Origin of the sequence: Crossiella sp. SN42 (assembly GCF_023897065.1) — a bacterium.
In the GTDB taxonomy this organism is placed as follows: Bacteria; Actinomycetota; Actinomycetes; order Mycobacteriales; family Pseudonocardiaceae; genus Crossiella.
Map to the genome: position 1 here is coordinate 47,321 of NZ_JAMHIV010000007.1, position 25,980 is coordinate 73,300.

General features: G+C 71.2%; 27 protein-coding genes and 1 pseudogene. 18 read left to right on the forward strand and 10 right to left on the reverse strand.

All coding sequences use genetic code 11. From position 1 onward, the window contains the following. The first annotated feature begins 85 nt into the window (after positions 1-85). Positions 86-1,078, forward strand: coding sequence for a DUF695 domain-containing protein (locus M8C13_RS10120; RefSeq protein ID WP_252480260.1), 993 nt, complete (start codon positions 86-88; stop codon positions 1,076-1,078). Between the two features lie 3 nt (positions 1,079-1,081). On the opposite strand, the gene M8C13_RS10125 is transcribed toward M8C13_RS10120, so the two are convergent. Next, positions 1,082-1,909 (reverse strand): MOSC N-terminal beta barrel domain-containing protein, encoded by an 828-nt coding sequence (locus M8C13_RS10125; protein ID WP_252480261.1) that lies wholly within the window; start codon positions 1,907-1,909, stop codon positions 1,082-1,084. Positions 1,910-1,975: 66 nt separating this feature from the next. Further along, complete coding sequence (locus M8C13_RS45040) at positions 1,976-2,932, reverse strand: AraC family transcriptional regulator (RefSeq protein ID WP_308202780.1); 957 nt, start codon at positions 2,930-2,932, stop codon at positions 1,976-1,978. A gap of 138 nt (positions 2,933-3,070) precedes the next feature. On the opposite strand from M8C13_RS45040, the gene M8C13_RS10140 reads away from it, so the two are divergent. From M8C13_RS10140 to M8C13_RS10190, 11 genes and pseudogenes are all read left to right on the forward strand, one after another. Further along, on the forward strand, positions 3,071-3,511 hold the full coding sequence (locus M8C13_RS10140; RefSeq protein ID WP_252480262.1) for a DUF1772 domain-containing protein: 441 nt from the start codon (positions 3,071-3,073) through the stop codon (positions 3,509-3,511). 781 nt (positions 3,512-4,292) lie between these two features. After that, positions 4,293-4,808 (forward strand): SRPBCC family protein, encoded by a 516-nt coding sequence (locus M8C13_RS10145; RefSeq protein WP_252480263.1) that lies wholly within the window; start codon positions 4,293-4,295, stop codon positions 4,806-4,808. A gap of 46 nt (positions 4,809-4,854) precedes the next feature. Beyond that, complete coding sequence (locus M8C13_RS10150; protein ID WP_252480264.1) at positions 4,855-5,190, forward strand: DUF4333 domain-containing protein; 336 nt, start codon at positions 4,855-4,857, stop codon at positions 5,188-5,190. Between the two features lie 174 nt (positions 5,191-5,364). Then, on the forward strand, positions 5,365-6,267 hold the full coding sequence (locus tag M8C13_RS10155) for a GNAT family N-acetyltransferase (protein ID WP_252480265.1): 903 nt from the start codon (positions 5,365-5,367) through the stop codon (positions 6,265-6,267). Positions 6,268-6,323: 56 nt separating this feature from the next. After that, on the forward strand, positions 6,324-7,118 hold the full coding sequence (locus tag M8C13_RS10160; RefSeq protein WP_252480266.1) for an LLM class flavin-dependent oxidoreductase: 795 nt from the start codon (positions 6,324-6,326) through the stop codon (positions 7,116-7,118). A 57-nt stretch (positions 7,119-7,175) separates the two neighbouring features. Then, complete coding sequence (locus tag M8C13_RS10165) at positions 7,176-7,949, forward strand: enoyl-CoA hydratase/isomerase family protein (protein WP_256508872.1); 774 nt, start codon at positions 7,176-7,178, stop codon at positions 7,947-7,949. Between the two features lie 45 nt (positions 7,950-7,994). Further along, positions 7,995-9,197 carry an MFS transporter gene (locus M8C13_RS10170; RefSeq protein WP_252480268.1) on the forward strand — a complete coding sequence of 401 codons (1,203 nt, stop codon included), beginning with the start codon at positions 7,995-7,997 and terminating at the stop codon, positions 9,195-9,197. A 41-nt stretch (positions 9,198-9,238) separates the two neighbouring features. After that, complete coding sequence (locus tag M8C13_RS10175; RefSeq protein WP_252480269.1) at positions 9,239-9,577, forward strand: helix-turn-helix transcriptional regulator; 339 nt, start codon at positions 9,239-9,241, stop codon at positions 9,575-9,577. Continuing rightward, positions 9,574-9,990, forward strand: coding sequence for an SRPBCC family protein (locus M8C13_RS10180; protein WP_252480270.1), 417 nt, complete (start codon positions 9,574-9,576; stop codon positions 9,988-9,990). The genes M8C13_RS10175 and M8C13_RS10180 overlap by 4 nt, the downstream gene beginning before the upstream one ends. 367 nt (positions 9,991-10,357) lie before the next feature. Further along, positions 10,358-10,648 (forward strand): annotated as a pseudogene (locus M8C13_RS45370) (SDR family NAD(P)-dependent oxidoreductase); the annotation flags it as partial. Then, positions 10,611-11,132, forward strand: a complete 522-nt coding sequence (locus tag M8C13_RS10190) for an SDR family NAD(P)-dependent oxidoreductase (protein ID WP_256508846.1) — start codon at positions 10,611-10,613, stop codon at positions 11,130-11,132. The pseudogene M8C13_RS45370 and the gene M8C13_RS10190, both read left to right, overlap by 38 nt. Positions 11,133-11,141: 9 nt before the next feature. Here the strand turns inward: M8C13_RS10190 and M8C13_RS10195 are convergent, their stop codons facing one another. Continuing rightward, on the reverse strand, positions 11,142-11,579 hold the full coding sequence (locus M8C13_RS10195; RefSeq protein WP_252480272.1) for a VOC family protein: 438 nt from the start codon (positions 11,577-11,579) through the stop codon (positions 11,142-11,144). A gap of 122 nt (positions 11,580-11,701) precedes the next feature. On the opposite strand from M8C13_RS10195, the gene M8C13_RS10200 reads away from it, so the two are divergent. The 4 genes from M8C13_RS10200 to M8C13_RS10215 are packed head-to-tail and all read left to right on the forward strand — an operon-like array spanning position 11,702 to position 14,494. Further along, the gene (locus M8C13_RS10200) at positions 11,702-12,037 is read left to right on the forward strand and encodes a helix-turn-helix transcriptional regulator (RefSeq protein WP_252480273.1); all 336 of its coding nucleotides are present in this window, start codon (positions 11,702-11,704) and stop codon (positions 12,035-12,037) included. Positions 12,038-12,072: 35 nt separating this feature from the next. Continuing rightward, positions 12,073-12,699, forward strand: a complete 627-nt coding sequence (locus tag M8C13_RS10205) for a cation transporter (RefSeq protein ID WP_252480454.1) — start codon at positions 12,073-12,075, stop codon at positions 12,697-12,699. 52 nt (positions 12,700-12,751) lie between these two features. Further along, positions 12,752-13,528, forward strand: coding sequence for a MerR family transcriptional regulator (locus M8C13_RS10210; protein WP_252480274.1), 777 nt, complete (start codon positions 12,752-12,754; stop codon positions 13,526-13,528). 24 nt (positions 13,529-13,552) lie between these two features. Continuing rightward, complete coding sequence (locus tag M8C13_RS10215) at positions 13,553-14,494, forward strand: bile acid:sodium symporter (RefSeq protein WP_252480275.1); 942 nt, start codon at positions 13,553-13,555, stop codon at positions 14,492-14,494. A gap of 50 nt (positions 14,495-14,544) precedes the next feature. Here the strand turns inward: M8C13_RS10215 and M8C13_RS10220 are convergent, their stop codons facing one another. The 3 genes from M8C13_RS10220 to M8C13_RS10230 all read right to left on the reverse strand — a co-directional run bounded on the left by M8C13_RS10220 (position 14,545) and on the right by M8C13_RS10230 (position 19,469). After that, entirely contained in the window at positions 14,545-17,502 is a 2,958-nt protein-coding gene (locus tag M8C13_RS10220) for an LGFP repeat-containing protein (protein ID WP_252480276.1), read from the reverse strand. A 199-nt stretch (positions 17,503-17,701) separates the two neighbouring features. Continuing rightward, positions 17,702-18,844: an epoxide hydrolase family protein gene (locus M8C13_RS10225; protein ID WP_252480277.1), complete on the reverse strand. Its 1,143-nt coding sequence runs from the start codon at positions 18,842-18,844 to the stop codon at positions 17,702-17,704. A gap of 52 nt (positions 18,845-18,896) precedes the next feature. Next, entirely contained in the window at positions 18,897-19,469 is a 573-nt protein-coding gene (locus M8C13_RS10230; protein WP_252480278.1) for an HhH-GPD-type base excision DNA repair protein, read from the reverse strand. Between the two features lie 30 nt (positions 19,470-19,499). On the opposite strand from M8C13_RS10230, the gene M8C13_RS10235 reads away from it, so the two are divergent. Further along, entirely contained in the window at positions 19,500-19,880 is a 381-nt protein-coding gene (locus M8C13_RS10235; protein ID WP_252480279.1) for a VOC family protein, read from the forward strand. A 64-nt stretch (positions 19,881-19,944) separates the two neighbouring features. Here M8C13_RS10235 and M8C13_RS10240 read toward each other — a convergent pair whose 3' ends face one another. Then, positions 19,945-20,571, reverse strand: coding sequence for a TetR/AcrR family transcriptional regulator C-terminal domain-containing protein (locus M8C13_RS10240; protein ID WP_252480280.1), 627 nt, complete (start codon positions 20,569-20,571; stop codon positions 19,945-19,947). Positions 20,572-20,638: 67 nt separating this feature from the next. Between M8C13_RS10240 and M8C13_RS10245 the strand changes: the two genes are divergently transcribed. Continuing rightward, on the forward strand, positions 20,639-22,042 hold the full coding sequence (locus M8C13_RS10245) for an FAD-dependent monooxygenase (RefSeq protein ID WP_252480281.1): 1,404 nt from the start codon (positions 20,639-20,641) through the stop codon (positions 22,040-22,042). Here M8C13_RS10245 and M8C13_RS10250 read toward each other — a convergent pair. Genes M8C13_RS10250 through M8C13_RS10260 form a run of 3 tightly spaced genes read right to left on the reverse strand, consistent with a single transcriptional unit; the run spans position 22,027 to position 25,949 of the window. Next, positions 22,027-22,416, reverse strand: coding sequence for a VOC family protein (locus tag M8C13_RS10250; RefSeq protein WP_252480282.1), 390 nt, complete (start codon positions 22,414-22,416; stop codon positions 22,027-22,029). The two genes, M8C13_RS10245 and M8C13_RS10250, sit on opposite strands and share 16 nt — an antisense overlap. A gap of 13 nt (positions 22,417-22,429) precedes the next feature. After that, the gene (locus M8C13_RS10255; RefSeq protein ID WP_252480283.1) at positions 22,430-25,561 is read right to left on the reverse strand and encodes a UvrD-helicase domain-containing protein; all 3,132 of its coding nucleotides are present in this window, start codon (positions 25,559-25,561) and stop codon (positions 22,430-22,432) included. A gap of 37 nt (positions 25,562-25,598) precedes the next feature. Continuing rightward, complete coding sequence (locus M8C13_RS10260) at positions 25,599-25,949, reverse strand: nitroreductase/quinone reductase family protein (protein WP_252480284.1); 351 nt, start codon at positions 25,947-25,949, stop codon at positions 25,599-25,601. Positions 25,950-25,980 lie beyond the last annotated feature (31 nt).

The following is a 25,980-nucleotide window of genomic DNA, read 5'->3' on the forward strand; positions in this document are numbered from 1 at the left end:
GCCGCGCCCCGATACGCAACGCAATAACCCCGCATCGGTTACGTTGACCGCGCAACCGTCACGAACCCACGGCGGGATGGGTGAGATGCAGAGCATCGCGGACTTCTGGCACTGGTGGCAGCAGGACGGCGCCACCCAACTCGCCAACGCCATCCACACCGGCGACTTCAGCGACCTGCCCGAACAGATGGCCCACCTGGTCAACGCCATCGACAAAGACCTGCAATGGGAGCTCGGCCCCGGCACCCAGGCCCAGCACTCACTCTGCGTCACCGCCAACGGCGACCCCGCCCTGCGCCCCCTCACCGAACGCTGGCTCCGCGCCGCCCCACCACCCGACGCCACCTGGGAATACCGCGCCGCCCGCCAAGCCGACCCCGACGTGCTCAACCAGCAGCTCACCTTCGGCGACTGGGAGGTCGAGCTCGACCAGACCCGGCTCTCCCTCACCGTCGACGAACAGTCCCTGCTCGTCGACGTCACCGTGCACCACCCCACCTTCGCCACCATGCCCGAAAGCGCCGCCCTCCAGATCGCCTTCCTCGCCCTGACCTGGCTACTCGGCGAAGACGACCTGGAACGCTGGATCGGCGAGGTCAACACCGCCACCGCCGAACCAGCCGACGCCCTGCCCGCCGACGCGCTCCCGGAAACCGTGCACGCCATGGCCGCCCGCCACCCCGAACCCACCTGGGTCGTCATGGAGGGGGAGGGCCAGGACGGCGCCCAGCTCACCGCGGTGGCCATGCGCCCCCTGCGCTGGATCGACCACCCACTGCTGGACCTGCACGCCGGCATCACCCTCACCTACCCGGCCCTGGACCCCCGCGACCTGCCCACCGGGGAAGACCTCGCCGAACTCCAGCAGCAAGAAGACGACCTGCTCCGGCTACTCGACAACGCCGTCCTGCTCGTCGCCCACGAAACCGGACGCGGCGCCCGCACCCTGCACCTCTACTGCGACTCCACCGACGCCGCCACCCAGGCCACCCTCACCACCTGGACCCAGCGCCAGCCCAACGCCAGCCTGGACACCCAGCCCGACCCCGCCTGGGACCAGGTCAGCCACCTCCGCTGACCCTCAGAGCTCCGACTCGCCCCACTCCAGCACCGACACCTCATCACCCACCGAAACCTTGCCCACCCGCGTCACCGCGAACTTCACCCCGAAGGCCACCCCGCCCTGCGCCGCCCGCCGGTACTTCGCCAGCGACCGCAGCGGCTCCGGCCCCCGCTTCACCCCGGACTCCTGGTCCACCGTGGTCACCGCACACCGGATCGCCAGCTTCGTGTAGCCCAGCTCCACATCACCGACCCGCAGCCGCCGCAACCCGTCCTCCACGTGCGGCTCGTCCCACCCGTCGACCACGATGTTCGGCCGGAACCGCGCCATCGGCAGCGCCACCGCCCCCGCCACCACCATCCGCTCGTTCAACCCCGCCAGCGAGGCCGCCGACAACAGGTGCACCGCACTGCTGTCCGCGAAACCCGAGGTCCCCGGCGTCAACCCATCAGTGACCCGGTCATGGTCCGCGGGCACCCGCACCAACCGGCACGGATCACCCACCACCGCCGACAACCACGCCGCCGCTGCCTCACCCTGGTCGATCCCGCGATACGGAACCCCGAACATCTCCACCGGCCGCCCCGGACCGGCCGCGGCCACCTCGAACTCCACCGGCTCGAACCCCTCGGCCGCCAGCCGCAGCACCTCACCGCCGCCCAGCACCGACGGCCGCACCAGCGCCAGCCTCGGATCCCGCCGCTGCGACCGGAACACCCCCTCCGGACTGACCACCATGAAACTCCGGTCGAAGGCCAGCCCGGCCGGCGTCACCGACACATCCGCCGCCGACACCCCGGCACAGCCCTTGATCGGGAAGTAGTTCAGCTCCAACACCCTCGCCACAGCCCGAAACTACCGCCCAGCCCCACCACCAGGACTCGAATATCGCCACCTTCACCACCGGCAGACTTAGCTCAGCAACCCCACCGGCGGCCCGGCCCGCCGCACCGAACCGGGGGAGACCCCGGTGACCCGCTTGAACGCCCGGCTGAACGCCGCCTCCGACCGGTACCCCAGCTCCCGCGCCACCTCGGCCACCGACACCTCACCCGCCCGCAACCGGCCCGCCGCCACGTGCATCCGCCACCGCGTCACGTACCCCATCACCGGCTCACCCACCAGCTCGGTGAACCGCGCCGCGAACGTCGACCGCGACATCGCCACCGCCGAAGCCAGCCCCGCCACCGTCCACGCCCGCGCCGGCTCCCGGTGCACCAGCGCCACCGCCCGCCCCACCTGCGGATCCCGCAACGCCCCCAGCCACCCGGCCCGCGCCTCGGGCGCACTGGCCAGCCAGCTCCGGATCGCCTGGATGACCAGCACATCCGCCAGCCGGGTGATCACCGTCTCGCCACCGGGCAGCAACACCCGCGCCTCCTCCGCGAACAGCCGCAACGTGCTCTCCACCGCCGGATCCGCGACCACCATGAGCCGGGGGAGCAGCGCCATCAACCCGTACCCGGTCGGATGGTCGAAGCGCACCGCCCCGCACACCAGGCTCGCCGGCGCGCCACTCCCGCCGTGCCGCAGCACCGCGTACCGCTCGCTGACGAACTCGTGCGGGATGTCCTGGATCGCCGGGGGAGCGGGCAGCCCCGGCGCACTCCACAGGTCATGCCCCTGCCCGTGCGGCACCAGCGCCAGCTCACCCGGCTGCAGCAGCCGCGGTTCCTCGCCGGGCACCGCCAGCCAGCACCGCCCGGAGGTGACGACGTGGAACCACAGGCAGTCACCCATCGACGGCAGACTGAGCCGCCACGGTTCGGTCAGCTCGGACCGGAAGTAACAGGCCCCGTCCATCCGCAGGTGGTGCAGCGCGGCGCCCAGCGGATCGCCGACCGGGGCCAGGGGAGAGGTGACAGCCACCTGACCGAGTATCGGCCAGACCCTGCCCAAACGTCCACGACAGCTGGACGCACGAGCATAAAGTCTCGCATCACGAGCATGGATCATCCGACCAACGGCATCCAGACTGGACGCACTGCACAACACTGGGAGGACACCATGACCGCGCTGACCGTCGCCGCCGAAACCACCACCGCCGTCCTGACCGGCCTGTTCTTCACCTTCTCCGCGGTCGTCATGCCCGCCCTCGCCAAACGCCCGCCGGCCGAGGCCGCCGACACCATGCGCCAGCTCAACCGCACCATCGTCAACCCGCTGTTCCTGCTGGCCTTCCTGGGCGCGCCGATCACCGCCGCGGCGGTCGCGGTGGTGGGGGAGTTCGCCCTGCTGCCGACCATCGCCGCCGTGCTGGTGGTAGGGGGGATGCTCGCGGTGACCGCGATGGTGAACGTCCCGATGAACAACGCCCTGGAGGCCAGCGACCCGGCCACGACAGCGGGGCAGGAGCTGTGGAGCGGGTACCTGCGGCGGTGGACAGCGTGGAACCACCTGCGCACGGTGGCCTGTCTGGGGGCGACGGTGCTGTACGCGATGGCGTGACGAAATCAGCTTGGCTGCTTACTCCCCCGTGATTCTTATGGTTTCGTGCATAATGGCGGTTATGCACGAAACACCCGTCTGACCAGGAGTGACAGCGGGCTTATGCCCTCGGGGGATGCCGCTCGCTGCCGGGTCGTCCAGGTTGGCCTGGGTGGCCGTTCCGACGAAACTCCCGCTGACGGGCGCTCTCGGCGGCTGATGACCGACGGCTTGGCCCGAGGCTCAGCGGAGGTGATGTGCGGATGATCCGGCGCAGATCGTGCAATGGCCTGAATCCGCGCATCAGCCAGGGCTAACTAGCGTCACAGTGACGTAAGGCCCTGGGATAGGCGGGGTGCGGCCGGGACGACGATCCGGGGCTCTCAGCGCCGCCTGTCGCTCGACGGCTCACCTGTCAGCCCTGCCAGCCGCTGTCTGGACTCGCCCGCTGGTCGGCTGTGCGTCGAGCGTCGAGCGTCGACACGAGCGCCGAGCGCGCCGACCGCCGTCAGCAGGCCGTCGGCGTCGGCTGTCAGCGCGACGGACAACGCGTTGCGAGACAGCCCGGAATCCAGCTGATCAGCCCCTCTTGGGCCATCCTGGTTTCTGACCGATAATCTACATTATGTTAAGTAGTGGTTCTCGCGATCGGATGCCGCTACTGTCCGGTGCTGGAGCTCACTCTTCGTGCGCGGGACGTTGTCCGCGACATTCGGCGCGCTCGTCCTCGCTGAGTTCGGTCGATTTCCTTCCTCGCCTTTCGTCGGTATACCGACAGCAGGCCGACAGAGGGAGGAATGTCATGGTGGATCAGGTGACCGGGGCGCGGACCGAGGTTGAGCTGACCGTGGGGGTCCCGCCGGAGAAGTTCTGGGAGATCGTCGCTGACGTGACCCGGATCGGTGAGTTCAGCCCGGAGTGCAAGGACGCGGCGTGGCTGGACGCGGGCTCCCCCGGGCCCAGGGTTGGTGCGCGGTTCACCGGTCGCAACGAGTTCGGGAACGGTTTTGTTGGCGAGGTGACCGGTGAGGTGACCGAGTGCGAGCCGGGCCGGGTGTTCAGCTGGGTGGTGCTCGACGACAAGGACGATGTGGCGCGGCCGGGGACGACCTGGCGGTACGAGCTCTCCCCTGCTGACAACGGTGGGACGACGGTGCGGCACACCTTCGAGCACGGTCCTGGTAACACCGGGGTGCGGGTGCTGGCCGAGGGCAAGACGCCGGCGGAGGTCTCCGTGGTGGTCGAGGAGCGGCTGGCGCAGCTGCGGGAGCACATGACGCAGACGATCAAGGCGATGACGGGCGCTGACTCCCGGTAGTGAACCGGTTGCGGTAAGTGTGGGCCGGGCCGATATCCTCTGTCGCATGATGCGATTCGGGCGGTCCGGCCTGGCCGTCTGCGGGGTGTTGCTGGCGGCGTTGTCCGGGTGCGCTGGTGTGGCGCGTCCGAGTGCCGCTCCCCCGGTCCGCTCGCCGGCGGGGCCGGTGTTCGAGGTGGCCCGGCTGGAGGACGGCGTGCGGAAGGTGCTGGTGGAGAAGTACCGGGTGGCCGGGCTTGCGTCGGTGCGCTGTCCGAGCGGGCAGCCGGTGGTGGCGTCGAGCAGTTTCGCTTGTCTGGTGGTGGTTTCCGGGGCTGCCAAGCAGGTTCGGGTGACGGTGCGCGGTGCGGATGGCTCGTACGAGGTGGGCTTGCCGGCGTAATGGGTTCGTCCCTGGCGGCGGGGTTTGTTAGGGTTCGGGCACGCTCTCCGAGGCGAGAAAGGGAGGTGAGGACCGTGATCGCTCGTTCGTTGTCGATCTGGTGCTCCCCCTTCGCTGCGAGGGCGTCGAAGTTCTGAGCGGGGAGCGCTGAGCTTTCCGAAGGGACTTCTTCTCATGACCGATCTGGTCATTCGTTCGATCGTGCCTGGCGAGGAGCGGTTGTTCGCTTCGCTGCCTGATCCCGCTGTGGTAGGCAGGGCCCGGTTCGGACAGGACTACCTCACCATGGCCGCTACCGGCGACTACCGGCCGGAGTGGACCTGGGTGGCGTTGCGCGAGGACGTGGTCGTGGCGCGCGCCGCCTGGTGGGGTGGTCCGCAGGACCGTGAGCCGCGGATGCTGGACTGGTTCGACTTCTCCGATGCCGATGCGGCGGCGGAGTTGTTGCGGGCCGCTCCCCTGCGCACCGAGTACGAGCTGCGGTTGCCGCCGGGCTGGCGGCAGGATCCGGTGGCCAGGGCTGCTGGTGAGGCGCGGATCGCGGCGGCGGAGGCGGCTGGGTACTCGGTGCTGGTGGAGCGGTTCCGGTACCGGTGGACGCCGGCGTGCGGGGTGCCGGAGCGGCCTGGGCGGTTGGTGTTCCGGCCTGCTCCTGATGAGGAGTCGGTGCTGGCGGCGTTCCGGTTGATCCACCAGGACAGCTTGGACGCGCATGTGCGGCGCACGGTGGCGGCTGAGGGTCTGGAGGCGGCGGCGCAGGAGGAGCTGGACTACCTCAAGTGGCTGCCGAGTGGGCCGGAGACCTGGTTGCTGGCTTACACGCCTGCTGGTGAGCTGGCCGGGATCACGGTGCCGGGGCACACGCCGACGGATCCGGTGGTCGGGTACGTCGGGGTGGTGCCGGAACAACGGGGCCGTGGTTATGCGTTTGACCTGTTGGTCGAGGCGACGCAGGTGCACGCCGCGGCTGGGGTGGACCGCATCGTGGCCGCCACCGATCAGACGAACACGCCGATGGCGGCGACGTTCGCCCGTGCCGGGTATCCGGTGCAGATGGAGCGCGTCGACCTGGTGTGACGGGTGTGGGGCGGTTGTTTCGACCGCCCCACACCGTTTTTTGCCAGACTGCGGGTATGCGGTTTGCGATCTACGTGCCCTGTTACGGCCCGTACGGGGATCCGGCGTTGCTGGCCGAGCTGGCGGTGGCTGCCGAGGAGTCGGGCTGGGACGGTTTCTTCCTGTGGGATCACCTGGTGGCGGCGCCGCCGGTGGCTGATCCGTGGGTGACCTTGGGTGCGGTGGCGGCGCGGACCAGCCGGATCGTGTTCGGGCCGATGATCGTGCCGCTCCCCCGTCGCCGGCCGTGGAAGCTGGCCGCGGAGGCCGGTACGTTGCAGCGGTTGTCCGGTGGGCGGTTGCGGCTGGGGCTGGGCATGGGGGTGCCCAGGGACTACGAGCGTTTTGGCGAGGCGGAGCCGGCCGCGGTGCGGGCTGGGCGGTTCCGGGAGGGTGTGGAGCTGCTGGAGCGGTTCTTCGCCGGGGAGCGGGTTCGGCACGAGGGCGTGCACTTCCAGGTTTCGGACGTGGGGTTCGCGCCGGTGCGGGTGCCGATGTGGACCAGTGGGTTGTGGCCGCGCAAGGCGCCGTTCCTGTCCGCGGCGCGGGTGGACGGGTTGTTCCCGATCATCCGGGATGGGGACGGGTTTGTGTTGCCGACGCCGGAGCAGGCGGGGCGGATCAAGGCGGACTTCGTTGCCTCGGGTGGGCGGGCCGATGCGGATCTGGCGTTGTGGGGCAGCGGGGTGCAGCCGGCGGCGGCGCTGGTGCCTGCGTATGCGGAGGCCGGGGTGACCTGGTTGCTGCAGGATGCCTGGCGGCGGTCGGTTGCGGAGTTGCGGGCGGTGGTGGCCGCCGGTCCCCCTCGGTGAGCCTGGTTGCTGTTGTCGTGTGTGCCCTTGCGTGGATGACGGGAGTCTGAGGTGCAGTTGCTTCGCCTTGAGCGGGAATCGTCCGGGTTGGCCGTGCTGACCATCGACGCGCCGCCGTTGAACCTCTACACCGCGGCGTTGCAGGAGGAGCTGCTGGCCGCGATCGGTGAGCTGGAGTCGGCGCGGCCGAGGGCGTTGCTGGTGCGGGCGGCGGGCAAGGTGGTCAGTGGCGGGGTGGATGTGTCGGTGTTCGCCGAGCAGGCTGATGCGGGGCAGGCGAAGGTGTTGTTCGACCGGATGCTTCAGGTGCCGGAGCGGATTGCGGTGCTGCCGTTCCCTACTGTGTTCGCCGCGCATGGCTTGTGCCTGACCTGGACGTTTGAGGTGGCGCTGGCGTGTGATCTGTTGGTGGCCAGTGAGCGGGCCTCCTTCGGCCTGGTGGAGAACGTGATCGGGTTGACCCCGACGATGGGTGGCACGCAGCGGCTGGCGGCTCGGGCGGGGGTGGCGCGGGCGAAGGAGTTCGTGTTCACCGGGGACCGGTATCCGGCGGAGACGTTGCGGGAGTGGGGTGTGGTGAACCGGGTGCTGCCGGCGGAGGGTTTCGCCGAGGCGGCGCGGGAGCTGGCTGTGCGGCTGGCCGGTGGTCCGACCAGGGCGCACGCGGCGACGAAGCGGGTGCTGGCGCATTACGAGCGGGGTGGGGTGGCGGAGGCGAACCGGGAGGTCACCGGGATCGCGGCGGAGTTGTTCGAGACCGAGGACCTGCGTGGCGGCGTGCGGTCGTTCCTGACCGAGGGTCCGGGCAAGGCCACGTTCAACGGCAGGTGAGCTCCTCCCCCGCAACTCGTTCCGGGTGCGGCACGTCCTGTGGTCATGGGGACTCTGGGGCGGAGTTTTGGCCGGTTGTGGACCGTCGGCGCGGTGTCGGCGGTCGGCGATGGGGTGACCATGGTGGCCGGTCCGTTGCTGGCGGCGTCGCTGACCAGGGATCCGGTGCAGGTGGCCGGGCTGGCGGTGGCGCAGCAGCTGGCGTGGATGCTGTTCGCGCTGCCGAGCGGGGCGCTGGTGGACCGGGTGTCGCGGCGGCGGGTGCTGGTGACCGCGGCGCTGGTGCGGTCGGTGGCGCTGGGTGCGCTCGGGCTGGCGTTGCTGGCCGGTCAGGCGTCGTTGTGGCTGTTGTACGTGGTGTTCTTCGTGGTGGGTTGCGCGGGGGTGGCCTTTGAGAACGCGGCGAGCACGCTGGTGCCGGTGCTGGTGCCGCCTGCGGGGTTGACGCGGGCGAACGGGCGGTTGCTCGGGGCGGCGGTGGTGGGGCGGGACCTGCTGGCCAAGCCGGTGGGGGCGTTGTTGTTCGCGGTGGCGGTGTGGGTGCCGTTCGTGCTGGATGCGGTGGCGTTGTTGCTGGTGGCGGTGTTGTCAGCGCGGTTGCCTGCTGGTGTCGCGGAGCGGGGTGCGGGGCGGGCTTCGGTGTGGGCCGAGGTGGTGGCCGGGGTGCGGTGGTTGTGGCGGCACCGGGTGTTGCGGGTGCTGACGGTGGCGGTGGCCGCGGAGAACGTGACCGTGGGGGCGATGACGGCGGTGCTGGTGCTCATCGCGCGGGAGCGGCTGGGGCTGGGTGAGCTCGGGTTCGGTGTGCTGCTGATGGTCACGGCGGTGGGTGGGGTGCTCGGTGGGTTGCTGGCGGATCGCCTGGTCGGGTGGTTCGGGGTGCCGGTGCTGGTGCGGGCGGGGCTCGTGTTGGAGGCGGTGGCGCACCTGGTGCTGGCGGTGAGCCGGGAGGTGGTGGTGGCCGGGGTGGCGGCGGCGGTGGTGGGGGCGCAGCTGCTGGTGTTCTCCACGGTGGGGGCGTCGTTGCGGCAGTCGTTGACGCCGCCTGAGCTGCTGGGACGGGTGCACAGCAGTTATCGGTGGGTGACCGGGGCGGCGATGCTGGCCGGGTCGGCGCTGGGTGGGTTGCTGGCGGGCTGGTTCGGGCTGGCGGCGCCGTTCTGGTTGGGTGCGCTGGGGGTCGCGGTGCTGGCGGTGTTGCTGCCGGTTGGGGTGTTCCGTGAGGTCCCGCTGGCCACCACCAGGTGAATCCATTTTGGTGTATATAAACCTCATGGTATGTTCCTCCTGTGCCCGCAACCTTCGAAGTACTCGCCGAACCCACCCGCCGCCGCATCCTCGACCTGCTGCTGGAACGCCCCCGCCTGGTCGGTGAGCTGACCGAGCACCTCGGCCTGACCCAGCCCGGCACGTCCAAGCACCTGCGCGTGCTGCGCGAGGCCGGACTGGTCCACGTCCGCCCGGAGGCCCAGCGCCGCTGGTACGAGCTGCGCCCGGAACCGCTGGCCGAGATCGACGCCTGGATCGCCCCCTACCGCCGCCTGTGGACCGACCGCCTCAACGCCCTGGAAAACCACCTCGACACCATGCCCGCCACCGAAACCGAGCCCGGCAAGGAAACCCGATGACCACTCCCCCACCCGGCGACACCACCCGCCTGCCCGACGGCCGCCTCGCCCTGCGCATCGAACGCCACCTGTCCCACCCACCGGAGAAGGTCTGGCGCGCCCTGACCACGCCCGAGCACCTCAGTGCCTGGTACCCCTTCCCCGCGGTCGAGCTGGACCTGCGCACCGGCGGCGTCATCCGCTTCGACAACGGCGAGGGCGGCACCCTGGACGGCGAGATCACCGACGTCGACCCACCCAAGGTCTTCGCCTTCCGCGAGGTCGACGACCACCTGCGCCTGGAACTGCACGACCAGCCCCCCGGCTGCCTCCTGGTGCTGACCCACACCTTCGCCGAAACGGCAGGCTACGAGAACTACACCACCGGCTGGCACAACTGCCTGGACGCCCTCGCCACCCACCTCTCCCCCTGACCCGCCCCACCGGTCCCCTCCCCCGGCCCGCAAACCACGAAAGGCAGACACAACCCACACAACCCTGCATCGCGTCGCCCAACCGTGCCCCGGCATGCGACACGCGGCCGCGCTCAATCCCACCCGTCCCCGTCTGCCGGCGAAGCCCTCGGCGGACCGAGAAACCGTTGCCCAGCAACGGCTCTGCACGACCCACGGCGAACTTGTCCTGGGCGCGGGTCACGCTGGTCCGTGCTGTCGTCGCGGCAGGGCCGTTGCCACCCTCGGCGGGCAGGCTCGCTGAGGTCACCAGGACCGCCGCCCGGTAGCGGTCTGCCAATCCGGACAAGGCACAGCGTGTTGGCGAATCGCTGGGCCCAGCCAGCGTGTGCCACGGTCGTCCGCAGAAGTTGCGAAGTCGATCACTGCCCTATGGTCCGCAAGGCCGGAAAGCCCAGTCGCACAAGGAGGAGCTGTCCATGGGGTTGCTTGCTGGCAAGAGTGGGCGGTTCGGGCCACCGGCGCGCAGGCGGTGTTCGTGCGCACCGACATGACCAGGGACGCGGACGTGGAGGCCCTGGTGCGGGCGGCGGTGGACCGGTTCGGGCAGCTGGACTGCGCGTTCAACAATGCCGGCGTCGATGGGTCAGTCAGCGCGTTGGAGGAGCACACCGAGGAGGACTGGGCCGGGTTCTCGGGGTCAACCTCAAGGGCGTCATGTTGGCATACGGCACGAGGCGCGGCAGATGCTCGCCCAGGGTGGCGGCGCCATCGTGAACACCGCCTCGGTCGTGGCCTTGAGCGCGGTGGACGCCGGGCTCGCGCCCTACATCGCGGCCAAGCACGCCGTGGTCGGCCTGACCAAGACCGCTGCTCTGGAGTACGCCAAGCGCGGGATCCGCGTCAACGCGATCTGCCCCGGCGGAGTCCGGACCCCGCTCGCCGAGCACGCCCAGCAACAGGGCGCTGGGACCATCGAGCAGGCGCTGGCCATGATTCCCATGGGGCGGCTGGCTGAGCCGGTGGAGATCGCCAACACCGCGGTCATGCTGTGCTCGGACCTGGCCAGTTACGTCACCGGCAGCATCTTCGCCGTGGACGGGGGCTGGAGCATCGGTTACGCGCCCCGGCTGTGGGGTCCCGCACCAGCTCCGGTCGACTGATCGGGTCGGTCAGCTGAGCTGTTCGGCCAGTTCGATGATGATGCCCTCCGGACCGCGGAGGTAGCAGATCCGGAAGCTGTTCTCGTAGCGGACCACTTCGCCGACGAGTTCGCCGCCGTGCGGCCGCAAGCGGTCGAGCAGCTCGTCGAGGCCCTGGACCGCGAACAGGATGTGCCGGATGCCGAGAGCGTTCGCCGGGGCGTTCGCGTCGCCGGCGGGGCTTGCGGGTGTGTGGTACTTGCACAGTTCGAGCCGGCTGTTGCCGTCCGGGGTGCGCAGCATCGCGACGTCCGACCGGACTCCGGGCAGCCCGACGATGCGGTCCACCACGGGACCTTCGACTGGCATCTGACCTTCGAGTTCGAGTCCGAGCTCGACGAAGAAGGCCACGGCGGCGGCGAGGTCGTTGACGACGATGCCGATGTGTTCCATGCGCTGGATCGTCATGCCGGTCTCCTTGGTGGGGCGACCCTGGTGGCCGCGTCTGGTCCTGGGACGGAGCCGCCGGGCTGGTCTCGACATCGGTGGCACGCTTTTGTTGGTTCAGCTGTGGCTGTATGGTTCTGCGTGTGCTGAAGTGTGAGACGCGGGAGGACGCGCTGGCCCGGCTGGGGCGCGCGCTGGCTGATCCGACTCGGTGCCGGATCCTGGTCGCGTTGCTGGACGGGGTGAGTTATCCGGCGTTGCTGGCCGAGCGGTTGGGGCTGACCCGCTCGAATGTGTCCAACCACCTGGCCTGCCTGCGGGGTTGTGGTCTGGTGGTGGCCGCCTATGAAGGCCGCCAGGTCCGCTACGCGCTGGCCGATGAGCATCTTGCCCGCGCGTTGCGGGAGCTGGCGCAGGTTGTGCTGGCCGTCGACACCGGGCAGCCCTGCCTCTCCTCGGATGGGGAGGACACTGCGTGAGCAGCCAGGAAGCTACGACGGGTGGCTGCGCGGGCGTGTGCTGTGCCGCCACTCCCCCGGCGCCGGACACGGGACGGCGGGCGGTGCTCATCCGGCGGGTGCGGCTGCTGGTGGCCGCGACGATCACCTACAACGTGATCGAGGCCGTGGTGGCGATCACCGCGGGGACCCTGGCCTCCTCCACCGCGTTGATCGGGTTCGGGTTGGACTCCGTCATCGAGGTGGCCTCGGCGGTGGCGGTGGCCTGGCAGTTCTCCGGCCGCGATCCCCAGGGGCGGGAGCGGGCGGCGTTGCGGGTGATCGCGCTGTCGTTCTTCGCGCTGGCCGCCTATGTGTCAGTCGAGTCGGTGCGGACCTTTGTGGATGCCGAGCCGGCGGCGCATTCCACGATCGGGATCGTGCTGGCGGCGGTGTCGCTGGTGGTGATGCCGTTCCTGTCGGCCGCGCAGCGGCGGGCCGGGCGGGAGCTGGGGTCGGCCAGTGCGGTGGCCGACTCGAAGCAGACGCTGCTGTGCACCTACCTCTCCGGTGTCCTGCTGGCGGGGCTGCTGCTGAACTCGCTGCTGGGGTGGTGGTGGGCCGATCCGCTGGTGGCGCTGGTGATCGCGGCGGTGGCGGTCAAGGAAGGCCGGGAGGCGTGGCGGGGGCAGCACTGCTGCTGAGTGGCGAATGGGGCTTGACCTTCGAGTCGGGTTGAAGGTTTACCGTCGGGTGGTGAGCGCGCTGCGGATCTCCCAACTGGCCGAACGCACCGGTGTCCCGGCCAGCACCCTGCGGTTCTACGAGAGCGCCGGACTGCTGCCGGCCGAGCGGACACCGGCCGGCTACCGCCACTACGGCCAGGACGCGGTGGAGCGGCTGGAGTTCATCGGGGCGGCCAAGCACCTGGGACTGCCGCTGGAGGAGATCGCCGAGCTGCTGGCGGTGTGGGAGTCCGGGTCCTGCGCCGAGGTCAAGGCACAGCTGCGGCCGCGGATCGGCGCGCGGATCGCCGGTGCCGAGCAGCGGGCGGCGGAGCTGGCGGCGTTCACCGCGCTGCTGCGCCGGGCGCTGGCGCACCTGGACGCGCTGCCCGACCGCAGCGGCCGCTGCGACTCGCAGTGCGCCCTCCTCGACACCGACGCGGATTCCGGCACCGACACCGGCGCAGATCCCGCTGGCGACGCGGCGGGCAGCGAGCGATGGCGCACCGCGCCGGTGGCCTGCTCGCTGACCGGGACGGGACTGGCCGGGACGGCGCTCACCGAGCGGGTGGCACAGTGGCGGCGGCTGCTCGACGGCGCGGAGACCGAGCCGATCGCGGAAGGGGTGCGGCTGGTGCTGTCTGCCGCGCGGGCCGGGCAGGTCGCGGCGCTGGCGGTGGATGAGCAGGGGTGCTGTCCGTTCTTCGACTTCCGGCTGCACCTGGACGGTCCGGTGCTGTACCTGGAAGTCCGCGCGCCCGCCGACGGGGCGGAGCTGCTCGCCGAGTTGTTCACCCCCGCCGCCTGACCCCGCCGCGAGGAGCTAGTGCGCATGGAACGCCACCAGGTCGCCATCTACCTGGGCGCACTGGCAGCCGGGGCCGCGGTGGGCTGGGCCGTCCCGGCTGCGGGGCCGGGGCTGGAGTGGGCCATCAACCCGGTGCTGGCCGCCCTGCTGTTCGTGACCTTCCTGCAGGTGCCCGTGGCGGAGCTGGGGCGTTCGCTGCGGGATGGGCGGTTCCTGGCCGCGGCGCTGGTGGTCAACTTCGTGGTGGTGCCGGTGGTGGTCGCCAGGATGTTCGCCTTCCTGCCCGGTGAGCGGGCGTTGCGGCTGGGGGTGTTGCTGGTGCTGCTGACCCCGTGCGTGGACTACGTGATCGTCTTCAGCGGGCTGGCCGGGGGCAGCAGCCGGCGGCTGCTCGCGGCCACGCCGGTGCTGCTGCTCGCGCAGATGGTGCTGCTGCCGGGGTTGTTGTGGCTGTTCCTGGGGGCGGAGCTGGGCCAGGTGGTGCGGGCCGGGCCGTTCCTGGAAGCGTTCCTGGTGTTGATCGTCGTTCCGCTGGCGCTGGCCTGGCTCACCCAGGTCTGGGCGGCCCGTCGCGCGGCCGGGCGGGCGGTCGTGGCGGCGCTGGGCACGGCCATGGTGCCGCTGATGGCGGTGACGCTGGTGATCGTGGTGGCCTCGCAGGTGCCCAAGCTCGGTGCGGGGCTCGCCAGGGTGGCGGAGGTGGTGCCGTTCTATGTGGTGTTCTTGGTGGTGATGGCCTTCGCCGGGGTGGCCGTGGCGCGGTTGTTCCGGCTGGATGTCGCGGCTGGGCGGGCGATCGTGTTCACCGGCGCCACCCGCAACTCCCTGGTCGTGCTGCCGCTGGCGCTGGCCCTGCCGGACTCGCTGGCCCTGGCCGCGGTGGTGGTGGTCGCGCAGACCCTGGTCGAGGTGGTCGGCATGGTGGTCTACGTCCGGGTGGTGCCTCGGCTGGTGCCGCAACGTTGAAGCGGTCCGTCCCGCGCGGCCTGGCGCGGCGCGGGACGGACCGGGCGGGGTCAGCGGCAGGTGCCGCCCTGGGTGGTGATGGCCGGGTTGAGCGGGTCCCGGTAGTCCAGCGTGGTGGTGGACTGGCATTCCGGGTAGCTGATCTCCAGGTGGCCCTCGTGGCCCCGGCTGCGCAGGATCGGGCCGGAGACCAGCGGCGCGCTGGTCCAGTTCGCCACCGGCTGGCCGTCGATGGCCTTGATCAGGGTCTCGTAGTTGTCGCCGGTGGTGAGCTTGAACTGGTAGCGGCGGCCCTCGGCGGTGGTCATGGTGCCCGCCGACTGGTTGGCGATCTCGGTGGTCAGGTTCGGGTTGCGCTCCCTGGTGCGGGTGTGGAAGGCGGCGAAGTCCATGGTGGTCGACTCCACCGCGTGCAGGACGCCGACCGTGCCGTGCGCGGGGTTTCCGCTGTCCACACTGTTGAGCGCCACGTACACGCCCAGGTTCCCGCAGGCCGGGGTGTTGAGGTTGAGGAACTCCCAGCGGGCCTCGGTCACCCGCTGCGCGCACTCCCGCAGGAACTGCGGCACGCTCAGCCGCAGGCCACAGGCGAAGCCGTCCTGCACGCAGGTGTTGACCCGGTCCCGGTCGGCGGGGCCACCGCTGTTGTGGAAGCCGTCGAAGCGGATCAGGTCATCGGCGCGGGTCTCCCGGCCCGGGGAGTTGAGGGTGGGCATCAGGGTGGTGGCCTGGGCGCGGCCGTAGAGCTTGGGGCCGCGGAGCTCGTCCAGGCCGTAGCCGCTGTTGCCCCAGATCCCGCCCGCGGTGAGCTGGAAGGACGGCGAGCTGCGGTAGACCTCGATGCCCGGCATGGCGCTGTCGGCGGAGAAGCTCAGCTTCGGCCGCGCGCCGTGGTGGAAGGAGTGCTGGTAGGCCGCGCCGGACTTGTCCATCGCCCGGTGGATCGCGGCACGCGGCGGCAGGTAGCCCGATACCCCGACGATGAGCGCCTCACCGGTGAAGTGGTGCGGGATGCGCCCGCCGGTGTTGCCGGCCAGGCCGGTCCACAGCAGGAAGAAGCCGGTCTGCGGGTCGGAGTTGCCGGTGTAGTAGCTCTGGTTGTCGGCATCGGCGCGGTCGGCGATCCGGCGGAACGGACCGGCCCGGCGCAGCTGGTTGCTACTGACCGCGAACTTGGTGGTGGCGTAGTCGAGCACGATCTGGGCCGCGGTGCGGATGGCCGGGTCCTGGGCGTGGTCGAACAGGTTGAGCAGCGCGTTGAGCGAGTACCGCTGGTAGGGGCGGGCGTTGTACTCCATGAAGTCGTGCTTGGCGAAGAGTTGCAGCAGCCGCAGCAGGTGCTCGCGCATGCCGTTGGCCACGTTGTCGTAGCGGGCCTCGCCGGTGGCCTCGCGCAGCCGTTGGTTGCTCAGGTAGCGGGAGCTCTCGATGAGCAGCCGGTGGTTCTCCGTCTCCGGCACGTTGACCAGGCCGCAGACGGTGATCTTCTCATCGTCCACCGAGTGCGGGCCGTGCTCGCTGAGCAGGTGGTGCAGCAGGTGCTTGCGGGTCAGCGGGTAGACCAGGTCCCAGTACCTGCTGGTGATCACCACCAGGCTCTTGAGCACCGCGTCGTAGTCGGCGTCGCGGTGGCAGGTCGGGATGTCGTCAGTGGAGGAGCCGGTCAGGTACGGGCGCATCTGCCGCAGCACCCGGTTGACCAGCTCCTGGCTGGGCGCCTGGTTCTCGCACTGGCTGCCGGTGCCCTTGCGGCGCAGCCGTTCCAGATGCGCCATCAGCACGATGCCGGTGTCCTCGCCGGCCTTCTCCCCGGTCGGGCTGAGCACGCTCTGGCAGGCCTGGTAGTCCGCGACCAGCTCCCGGCGCTTGTCCAGGTGCCGGGGCGCCTCCGCGGGGGTGGTGGCGGTGACGCCGGCGAGGTCGACGCCGCCGGGGAAGCGCACCGTGGTGGCCACCCGCTGGGTCCAGCCCTGCCGGCACTGCGCGCCGCCGAGGCTGTTGTCGCAGCCCTGGACCTCCACGCCGATCTCACCGCCGACCTCGGCGTTGAAGCTGTAGAAGCCTTCCCGCCGCCGATCTTGGCGGTACTTCACATCGGCCTGCTTGGCCTCCCGGCCCGGCTGGTACCAGCGCACGATGAAGAAGTCGTAGAAGTAGCCGTCGCTGGGTCCCCACTCGACGTAGACCCGGCCCTTCACCGAGTAGGCAGCCACCACCAGGTTGCCGCCCTGGCCGGGTGACTCGGCGAGCTGGCCGTGCTGGAAGCTCTGCACCCGGCCCTTGGGCGCGGTCACCGCCGCGCCGGTCGGGCAGCCGAGCTTGCCGGTCGCCCCGCCCATCTCCCGCCAGCGCCGCCCGAGCGTGCCTTCCACCGCCGCGCCGGGGCAGCCGGTCGGGGTGGCGCCGGTGTCCGGCAGGGTGACGCTGACCGGGATGGACGCGCCCTGGTCGCACTTGTGCCCGGACTGGCCGGGCAGCTTGTCGCAGCCGGTGACGGTGAAGTCGTAGCGGCCGGCGCCGCGGGTCAGCGGCATGGTGAAGGTGCCCCAGGTGCGCGGGCCGCCGTAGACGTCCTCCACCCTGGACAGGCCGTTGTGGAACCAGCCGATCAGGAAGCCGTCGTAGTTCCACGGGTCGTTGGTGGGACCCCAGTCCACGGTGACGTCGTTGTGCACCCGGTAGGCCGAGACGACCAGGTTCGGGCCCTGGTCGGGGGACCAGACGACTTCGCCGCGCTCGAAGGACTGCTTGCGGCCGCGGCGGCCGGGCACGTCCTGTTCCTGGCCGGTCGGGCAGCCCAGCGGGCCCGCGCCGGCGTTGAGGTCCTGCCAGCGCTGGCCGATCAGGCCGAACGGGGTGATCGCGCAGGTGACCGCGGGCGTCGCGGCTGGCGCGGCGGGCGGCTCGGGTGGTCTGGGCTGGGCCGTGGCGCTGGCCGTGAGCGTCCCGGCGGCCAGGGCTGAGGCGAGCAGCAGCCCCCACCAGCGCCGTGCGCGCGTTGCTGACACCGTGTTCTCCCCTGGCTCTCGTCCTGGCCGATCTGGCCGGTGCTGCCGAGTCTCGGGGCGAGCGAGGTTGTCCGGGCAGGGGTTCGCCGTATCCCAATCGCGCGGGAAACCGGGGATACCGGGAGTGAGCTGGGCGGGGAGGGGTTCTACGGGGCCGGTCCCGTGGGTGCCGGGACCGGCCCCGTAGAGGCTTACTTGATCACATGGGCAGCTGGTCGCGGAAGAACTTCCGCACATCCGCCACGAACAGCTCCGGCTCCTCCATGGCCGCGAAGTGCCCGCCGCGCGGCATCTCGCTCCAGTGCGTCAGCGTCGGCTGCTGCTTCTCGGCCAGCCGCCGCACCGGCTGGGTGAGGTCGTGCGGGAAGACCGCCACACCCAGCGGGCAGCTCAGCGCGGGCTGGCGGCCCCAGGCGCGGGCGGACTCGTAGTACAGCCGCGCGGAGGAGCCGGCGGTGCCGGTGAGCCAGTACAGCATCACGTTGGTCAGCAGGTGGTCGCGGTCCACCGCGTCCTCGGGCGCGGAGTCGGAGTCGGTCCACTCCTTGAACTTCTCCGCGATCCAGGCCAGCTGGCCCACCGGGGAGTCGGTGAGCCCGTAGGAGAGGGTCTGCGGCCGGGTGGACTGGATCTTCATGTAGCCGGACAGCTCGTCCTGGTAGCGGCCCAGGGTGGCCAGCTTGGCCTGCTCCGCCTCGGTGAGCTCGATCTCGGGGTCGGGCAGGGTGATCAGCATGTTCAGGTGCACCGCGTGCACGTGGTCGGGGTCGGCCGCGCCCAGCGCCAGGCTGATCGCCGAGCCCCAGTCCCCGCCCTGGGCGAAGTAGCGGTCATAGCCCAGCCGCCGCATCAGCTCGGCGAAGGCATTGGCCACCCTGGCCACGTTCCAGCCGGCCTCGGTGGTCGGGCCGGAGAAGCCGTAGCCGGGGATGGAGGGCAGCACCAGGTGGAAGGCGGGGCTGCCCTCGGGGGCGCCGTGGCCGCGCGGGTCGGTCAGCGGGCCGATCACGTCCAGGAACTCCGCGATCGAGCCGGGCCAGCCGTGGGTCATGATCAGCGGCACCGCATCCGGCTCCAGGGAGCGGATGTGCAGGAAGTGCAGCCGGTGGCCGTCGATCTCGGTGGTGAACTGCGGATAGCCGTTGAGGCGCTGCTCGTGGGCGCGCCAGTCGTAGCCGTGCCGCCAGTGAGCGGCCAGCTCGCGCAGGTAGCCGAGCGGGACCCCGTGGTCCCAGCCCGCACCGGGCAGCTCCTCCGGCCAGCGGGTCAGGTCCAGCCGCGCGTGCAGGTCGTCCAGCTGGGACTGGGGGATGTCGATGCGGAAGGGGGCGATCTCGGTCATGACACCACCGTAGGCAGCGAAGAGGACAACTTCGGTCCTCTTCGGTCAGCGGTTAAGCCTTGGCCGCCGCTTTGGCCGCCTTCTTGAACTCGCGGACCTCGGTCAGGGTGGCGGTGTCCACCACGTCGGCCACGCTGCGCCGGGCGCCGTCCTCGCCGTAGGCGCCCGCGGCCGCGCGCCAGCCCTTCGGGGTGATGCCGCGCTGCTTGCCCAGCAGGGCCAGGAAGATCCGGGCCTTCTGGTCGCCGAAGCCGGGCAGCGCCTTGAGCCGCTTGAGGACCTCCTTGCCGTCCGGCTCGCCCTCGGTCCACAGCCGCTCGACCTGGCCGTCGTAGTGCTCGACCAGGAACCGCGCGAGTTCCTGGAGCCGCTTGCCCATCGAGCCGGGGAAGCGGTGCACCGCGGGCGGGGTGGCCATCACCGAGGTGAACTCCTCGGGGTCCAGCTCGGCGATGCGCCGCACGTCCAGCTCGCCCAGCCGGTCGGCGAGCACCCTGGGGCCCTTGAACGCCTTCTCCATCGGGATCTGCTGGTCCAGCAGCATGCCGAACAGCAGCGCCAGGTGGCTCTCGGTCAGCAGGGCGTCCGCGGCCGGGTCCTGGGCCAGGCACAGCGTGCGAGTCATGGCGACAAGGATGGCAGTAGCCTCTCGCGGGTGCGTCCCTTGGGTGTGTTCCAGTGCGTCGTCCTGGACTGTCCGGCCCCGCGCCGACTGGCCGCCTTCTACCAGGAACTGCTCGGTGGCGAGGTCAACCGGCCGGACCGGCGGTGGGCGGTCAACGCCGACTGGTCCACCCTGCACCTGCCCGACGGCCAGGTGCTCTGCTTCCAGCGCCAGCCGCGGCACCAGCCCCCGGTGTGGGGCGATCCGGCGCGGCCGCAGCAGGCGCACCTGGACATCGACGTGGCCGACCTGGCCACCGCGCACGAGCGGGTCCTGGAGCTGGGGGCCACCCTGCTGGACGGCATGCTCGGGCGGGGCTGGCAGGTCTACGCCGATCCGGCCGGGCACCCGTTCTGCCTGCTCGGTCACTGACCGCCGGGCCGCTGAGCTGGGCTGATGCCCTTCCGCCACGGGTGTGGCACCACAACTGGGGTGGTCAGCGGTCCAGGCCGCGCACGATGACGTCCAGCCCGGCCTGGTAGCGGCGGTCGAAGTCGCTGAACAGCTCCTCGCCCGCGGCCACCGCCAGCGGGGTCGCCCCGGCGTCCATCCGGGCCGCGCGGGTGGCGACGTCATAGCTCGGGTCGCGCTCGCCGGGGCGGGGCTGCACCGCCTGCTCCTCGATGACGAACCCGACGGTGAAGTGGTAGACCGTGGTCAGCGCGGTGATCGCGGCGGAGAGGCTGAAGCCGGCGGCGGTGAAGATCGCCAGCGTGCGCTCCATCGAGGCGTAGGCGCTGGTGTCGGTCAGGTGGGTGCCCGCGACCATGCGCGCGCCGTCGCGGTGGGCCAGCAACGCGCGGCGCAGGCCGTGGCCGTTGCGCCGGGCCACCCCGCGCCAGTCCAGCCCGGCCCACTCGGCCTCCGGGACCTCGGTGGCCGAGCGCAGCACCCGGGTGGCCATCTCGTCGACGAGCTCCTGCTTGTTCTTGAAGTGCCAGTACAGCGCCGGAGCCTGCACGTCGAGGCTGGCGGCGATCCGGCGCAGGGTCAGCGCGTCCAGGCCGACCTCGTCGAGCACCGCCAGTGCGGTGCGGACCACCGTGTCGCGATCCAGAGCCATGGTTGACAGCTTAACGCCGTTCAAGCAACCTTAACGACGTTAAATTGAACGACGTTAAGGAGTGCTCGTGCTGCCCGTCCTCATCGCAGGCGCCGGACCCACCGGCCTCACCCTGGCCATCGACCTGGCCCGCCGGAACATCCCGTTCCGCCTGGTCGAGGCCGCCACCGAACCCTTCAACGGCTCCCGCGGCAAGGGCATCCAGCCCCGCACCCAGGAGGTCTTCGAGGACCTCGGCGTGCTGGAGCGCCTCCTCGCCCACGGCGGCCCGTATCCGCGGATGCGCGCCTACCGCGGCTACCAGGTGCTCGGCGACCACCAGCTGTTCGTACCCCGCGAAGCCACCGACGCGGTGCCTTACCCGAACGGCCTGATGAGCCCGCAGTGGCGCACCGAGGCGCTGCTGCGCGAGCGCCTGGCCGAACTGGGCGGCGCGGTGGAGTTCGGCACGCCGCTGACCGGGTTCACCCAGGACGAGAACGGGGTGAGCGCGACCGTGGGCGGGCAGAGCGTGCGCGCCTGCTACCTGGTGGGCGCGGACGGCGGCCGCAGCTTCGTGCGCAAGACCCTGGGCGTGGACTTCCTCGGCGAGACCATCGAGACCCAGCAGATGCTCGTCGGCGACCTCCGGCTCACCGGCCTGGACCGCGAGTTCTGGCACATCTGGCGTGGCGAGTCCGGGCCGCTCGCGTTGTGCCCGCTGGCCGGGACCGACACCTTCCAGCTCATCGCCCCGCCCCCGGACGGCGTCGAGTTGCCCACGCTGGCCGGGCTTCAGGAGCTGGTCACCGCCGCGACCGGGCGGGCGGAGCTGCGGCTGACCGAGCTGCGCTGGCTCTCCCGGTACCGGGCCAACGTGCGGATGGTGGACCGCTACCGGGTCGGCCGGGTGTTCCTGGCCGGGGACGCCGCGCACGTGCACTCCCCCGCCGGCGGCCAGGGACTCAACACCGGCGTGCAGGACGCCTACAACCTCGGCTGGAAACTGGCTGCGGTGCTCTCCGGAGAGCCGGCCGAGCTGCTGGAGACCTACCAGGCCGAGCGGCTGCCGGTGGCCGCGGACGTGCTGGGCCTGAGCTCACGGCTGGTCGAACGGGACGCCACCGAGGGCATCCGGCGCGGCAAGGAGACCGACCAGCTCGACATCAGCTACCGCGGCGGGCCACTGGCGCGGCCGGGTTGGCAGAGCGCGACCGGGCTTGCCGCCGGGGACCGCGCGCCCGATGCCCGGCTGGCTGACGGGCGGCGGTTGTTCGAGCTGTTCCGCGGGCCGCACTGGACCCGGCTGGAGTTCGGGACGAGCGCGACCACTCCTGAGCTGACCAGCCAGAACGTGCGCACCGTCGTGGTCACCGAGGAGTCGGTGCGGGCGAGCTACGGCGTGCCGGAGGGCGCGGTGGTGCTGGTGCGGCCGGACGGCTACCTCGGTGCGATCGAGGTCCCCGCGCGCGCAGTTCACACTGTGGGCTGATAGGTGCCGAAGCACCACACGTTGCCCTCGAGGTCGGTGGCCGCGTACTCCCTGGACCCGTACGGCTGGTCGGTCAGCGGCATGATCACCTGCGCCCCGGCGGCCACCGCCCGGTCGTGGTGGGCGTCCGGGTCGGCCACCACCAGGTAGAGCACGCTGCGGCCGGTGTCGAACGGGCTGGGCTCAGCGCTGCGCTGGCTGAGCATGATCAGCCCGTTGCCCCAGGTCAGCTCGGCGTGCTCGATCATGCCCGCCGGGGACCGGGAGACCGACTTCTCGGCGAGGCCGAACACCGTGGTCAGCTGGGTGACCGCGGCGTCGGCGTCGGTGTAGCGCAGGGTCGGGTAGATGCTGGGCGGACTCGGATTGGTCATCCCCCGACCGTAGCTAGAACAGGCTGATCTGGCGCGGTTTGCGCTTGCGCGGCACCGCCTCGCCGTGCCGCTCCAGCAGGTCCGCGCCCAGCACCGCCAGGAACGGCGACACCGGCAGCGAACGCTCGGCCCCGTGCCGGTGCCGCTGGGCGGCGTGGCTGAGGTAGAGCCGGTCCTGGGCGCGGGTCATGCCGACGAAGAACAGCCGCCGCTCCTCCCGCACGTGCTCCTCGTCGACCCCGGTCGCGCCCTGCCAGCGCAGCGGGAGCAGCCCGTCCTCGCAGCCGATGAGGAAGACCACCGGGAACTCCAGGCCCTTGGCCGCGTGCAGGGTCAGCAGCGAGACCCGGTCGGCGCGCGGATCGAGGGCGTCGACCTCCGCGCCGAGGGACAGCTCGGTGCGGAAGGCGTCCAGGTCCTGCTCGTGGCGGCGGGTCAGCGGGGCGAGCAGCTCCAGCGCGGTGTGGATGTCGGCCTCGCGTTCGGCCAGCTCGGCGGCCGGGATCCGGGACAGCGCGGTGGTCGCGGCCGCGCGCACCCTGGCCGGGACGTCCGCCGCCGCGCCGGGGTCGGTGAAGGTCAGCTCGCGCAGGATCTCGGCCACCCCCGGCCGGTGCAGCAGCCGGTCGTGCGAGCGCTTCTGGAACGGCACCCCGGCCCTGGTCAGCGCCTCCACCACGGCGCGGGCCTGGCTGTCGGTGCGGTACAGCACGGCGAAGTCGCTGAAGGACAGCCCGCCGTCGCCGTCGCCGTCCACCCGGCCGCTGTCCAGGGAGTGGAAGGAGGAACCACCCAGCAGCTGGTCGATGGTGCGCGCGACGAAGGCGGCCTCCGCGGTCTCATCGGCGGCGGTGTGCAGGCCGATCGGCGCGTGCTCGGCATGGCTGCCGCAGGCCAGCAGCTCCCGGCCGGGCACCAGGGTGGTGGGCTCGATGGCCTGGCGGGCCCCGGCGATGATGTGCTTGCCGGAGCGGTAGTTGCGCCTCAGCTGCACGGTGGCCGCGCCGGGGAAGTCCTGCTGGAAGCGCAGGAAGAACCCGACGTCGGCGCCGCGGAAGCGGTAGATCGCCTGGTCCGGGTCGCCGATGGCGGTCAGGTTGGCCCGCTCCCCGGCCAGCAGCCGCAGCAGCCGGTACTGGAGCTCGTCCACGTCCTGGTACTCATCCACCGAGATCCACCGGTAGCGCTCGCGGTAGGCCGCGGCCAGCTCCGGGTCCTCTTCCAGCAGCCGCACGGGCTGGCTGATCAGGTCGTCGAAGTCGACCAGGTCCCGGGCGCGCAGGGTCTTGGTGTAGCTCTCCCGCAGGTGCGGGTCCCAGTCGGTCTTGCCGTCCAGCAGCTCCCGGGCGGTCTTCTCCGCGCCGGTGACCTCGGTGAGGATGGCCAGCTGCGCCTCGGTGCCCGCGATGGTGAAGTTGGGCGAGAGGCCGAGGCGTTCGTGCAGCTCACGCAGGAAACGCACGCCGAGGGCGTGGAAGGTGGAGATGGTCAGCCGCCCGGCGTGCGCGGGGGCCAGCAGGGCCAGCCGCTCGCGCATCTCCTCGGCGGCGCGGCGGGTGAAGGTGATCGCCAGGCACTGCTCCGGCGGCACCTCGTGCGCGGTGACCAGGTGCGCCAGGCGGTGGGTGAGGGTGCGGGTCTTGCCGGTGCCCGGTCCGGCGATGATCAGCAGCGGGCCGCCGAGGCGTTCGGCGGCGGCGCGCTGGTCGGGGTCGAGGCCGTCGAGCAGGGACGCCGGCGCCCCGGTCGCCGGGACGGCGGCGGGTTCGGGCACGGGCGGCGGCTCGGTGGGCAGGTCGGGCTCCGCGGCGGGACGCGGCTTCGGCTTCGGCTCGGGTTCGGTCGCGAACAGGCTGTCCTCGAACAGCGCGAAGGAGTTGGCCTCGGTGCGGCGGCGCAGCTCACCCGGCTCGAACAGCCGGATCACCCCGTACTCCCCGTCGTAGCCGGAGTCCCTGATCACCGTGCCCTGCCGCAGCCGCCCGATCGCCTCGCCCAGCAGCTCGTGCTGCTCGGCGATCAGGTGCAGCGGCACCTCGTCCAGGATGGTCAGCTCCGGGCCCAGCGCGGTGGTCAGCGCGTTGAGCGCGGTCTGCACCTTCTTCGACTTCGGGCCGACGCCGAGGATCTCGCTCATGATCTCCGGCAGCGGCACCAGGCTGCGGAACCCGGCCGCGCCCTCGGGCCGGTAACCGAGCGGGCGGTCGGCCAGGTCGTTGACCCGGCTGAGCACGCCGACGGTCAGCGGCTTCTTGCACTCCGGGCAGCGGCCGTCGTGCGCGCGGGTCTGCGCCGGGTCGAAGCGGACCTCGCACTTGCGGTGCCCGTCCAGGTGGTACTTGCCTTCCTCGGGGAAGAACTCCGCGGTCCCGGCGAAGCCCTCGCCGGTCTCCAGCGCGCGGCGCAGCGCGAAGTAGTCCAGCGCGGTGTCGAAGACGGTGGCCTCCCGGCCCAGCATCGGCGGGGAGTGCGCGTCGCTGTTGCTGACCAGGCGGTACTTGTCCAGGCCGGAGACCTGCCAGTTCATCTCCGGGTCGCTGGACAGGCCGGTCTCCACCGCGAAGATGTGCTCGGCCAGGTCCAGGTAGCAGTCCTCGATGGCGTCGAAGCCGGACTTCGAGCCCAGCACCGCGAACCACGGGGTCCACACGTGCGCGGGCACCAGGTAGCCGTCCGGGCTGGCCTCCAGGGTGATCTCCAGCAGGTCCCGGGAGTCCAGGCCGAGGATGGGTCGTCCGTCCGAACCCAGGTTGCCGATCTTGCCCAGGCGCTGGTTGAACCGGGCGACGGCCTCCAGGTCGGGCAGGTAGATCAGGTGGTGGACCTTGCGGGTCTTGTCACCGCGCTTGTAGATGGTGGAGATCTCCACCGAGAGCATGAAGCGGACGTCGGTGCCGGCGCAGCTGCCGGGCAGGGTCCGGTCGATGTCGCGGTCCAGGTCCGGCTTGAGCCGGTAGAGCCCGGGTTCGGCCGGTTCCAGGGTCTCGGACAGGTGCGCGAACCAGGCCGGGTGGGTGAAGTCCCCGGTGCCTACTAGAGCGATGCCCTTGCGCCGGGCCCACCAGGTCAGGTGTTCCAGGTCGCAGTCACGGCTGCAGGCGCGGGAGTACTTGGAGTGGATGTGCAGGTCAGCGTAGAAGCGCACGCGGCGATCTTGCCAGGGCGCACCGACACCCTCGTCTTCAGACTTCCCTGCGGCGCAAGGTGATCACCGGAATCGTCCGCGCCCCGGCCCTGACCTGGTACTCCGCCAGCGCCGGGGTGCGGCGCACCGCGGTGGACCAGATCCGGTACCGCTCCCGGCCGGTGGTGACCGCGGCGACGGCGGGGAAGGTCTCGCCGTCGAGCTCCACGGTGACCTCGGGGTGGGTGAGCACCTCGTGGAACCAGCGCGGGTGCTGCGGCGCCCCGCCCACCGCGGCGAAGACGACCAGGCGGTCACCATCGGTGTGGTAGGTCAGCTTGGGCCGTTCCCGGCCCGCGGCCAGCGTCAGCGTGTGCTCAACGGTGTCCGCGCTGCTCAGGTAGGTCATGGCCGGGAGCGTAGGGGGCCGCTCTGACGTT

Coding starts and splice junctions, on each gene's coding strand:
- M8C13_RS10195 (WP_252480272.1), bottom strand. CDS start 11,579: ATGACGATCCAGCGCATGGAACACATCGGCATCGTCGTCAACGACCTC.
- M8C13_RS10155 (WP_252480265.1), top strand. CDS start 5,365: ATGACCGATCTGGTCATTCGTTCGATCGTGCCTGGCGAGGAGCGGTTG.
- M8C13_RS10170 (WP_252480268.1), top strand. CDS start 7,995: ATGGGGACTCTGGGGCGGAGTTTTGGCCGGTTGTGGACCGTCGGCGCG.
- M8C13_RS10190 (WP_256508846.1), top strand. CDS start 10,611: ATGGGTCAGTCAGCGCGTTGGAGGAGCACACCGAGGAGGACTGGGCCG.
- M8C13_RS10230 (WP_252480278.1), bottom strand. CDS start 19,469: ATGACTCGCACGCTGTGCCTGGCCCAGGACCCGGCCGCGGACGCCCTG.
- M8C13_RS10215 (WP_252480275.1), top strand. CDS start 13,553: ATGGAACGCCACCAGGTCGCCATCTACCTGGGCGCACTGGCAGCCGGG.
- M8C13_RS10160 (WP_252480266.1), top strand. CDS start 6,324: ATGCGGTTTGCGATCTACGTGCCCTGTTACGGCCCGTACGGGGATCCG.
- M8C13_RS10140 (WP_252480262.1), top strand. CDS start 3,071: ATGACCGCGCTGACCGTCGCCGCCGAAACCACCACCGCCGTCCTGACC.
- M8C13_RS10250 (WP_252480282.1), bottom strand. CDS start 22,416: ATGACCAATCCGAGTCCGCCCAGCATCTACCCGACCCTGCGCTACACC.
- M8C13_RS10240 (WP_252480280.1), bottom strand. CDS start 20,571: ATGGCTCTGGATCGCGACACGGTGGTCCGCACCGCACTGGCGGTGCTC.
- M8C13_RS10120 (WP_252480260.1), top strand. CDS start 86: ATGCAGAGCATCGCGGACTTCTGGCACTGGTGGCAGCAGGACGGCGCC.
- M8C13_RS10225 (WP_252480277.1), bottom strand. CDS start 18,844: ATGACCGAGATCGCCCCCTTCCGCATCGACATCCCCCAGTCCCAGCTG.
- M8C13_RS10150 (WP_252480264.1), top strand. CDS start 4,855: ATGATGCGATTCGGGCGGTCCGGCCTGGCCGTCTGCGGGGTGTTGCTG.
- M8C13_RS10145 (WP_252480263.1), top strand. CDS start 4,293: ATGGTGGATCAGGTGACCGGGGCGCGGACCGAGGTTGAGCTGACCGTG.
- M8C13_RS10260 (WP_252480284.1), bottom strand. CDS start 25,949: ATGACCTACCTGAGCAGCGCGGACACCGTTGAGCACACGCTGACGCTG.
- M8C13_RS10180 (WP_252480270.1), top strand. CDS start 9,574: ATGACCACTCCCCCACCCGGCGACACCACCCGCCTGCCCGACGGCCGC.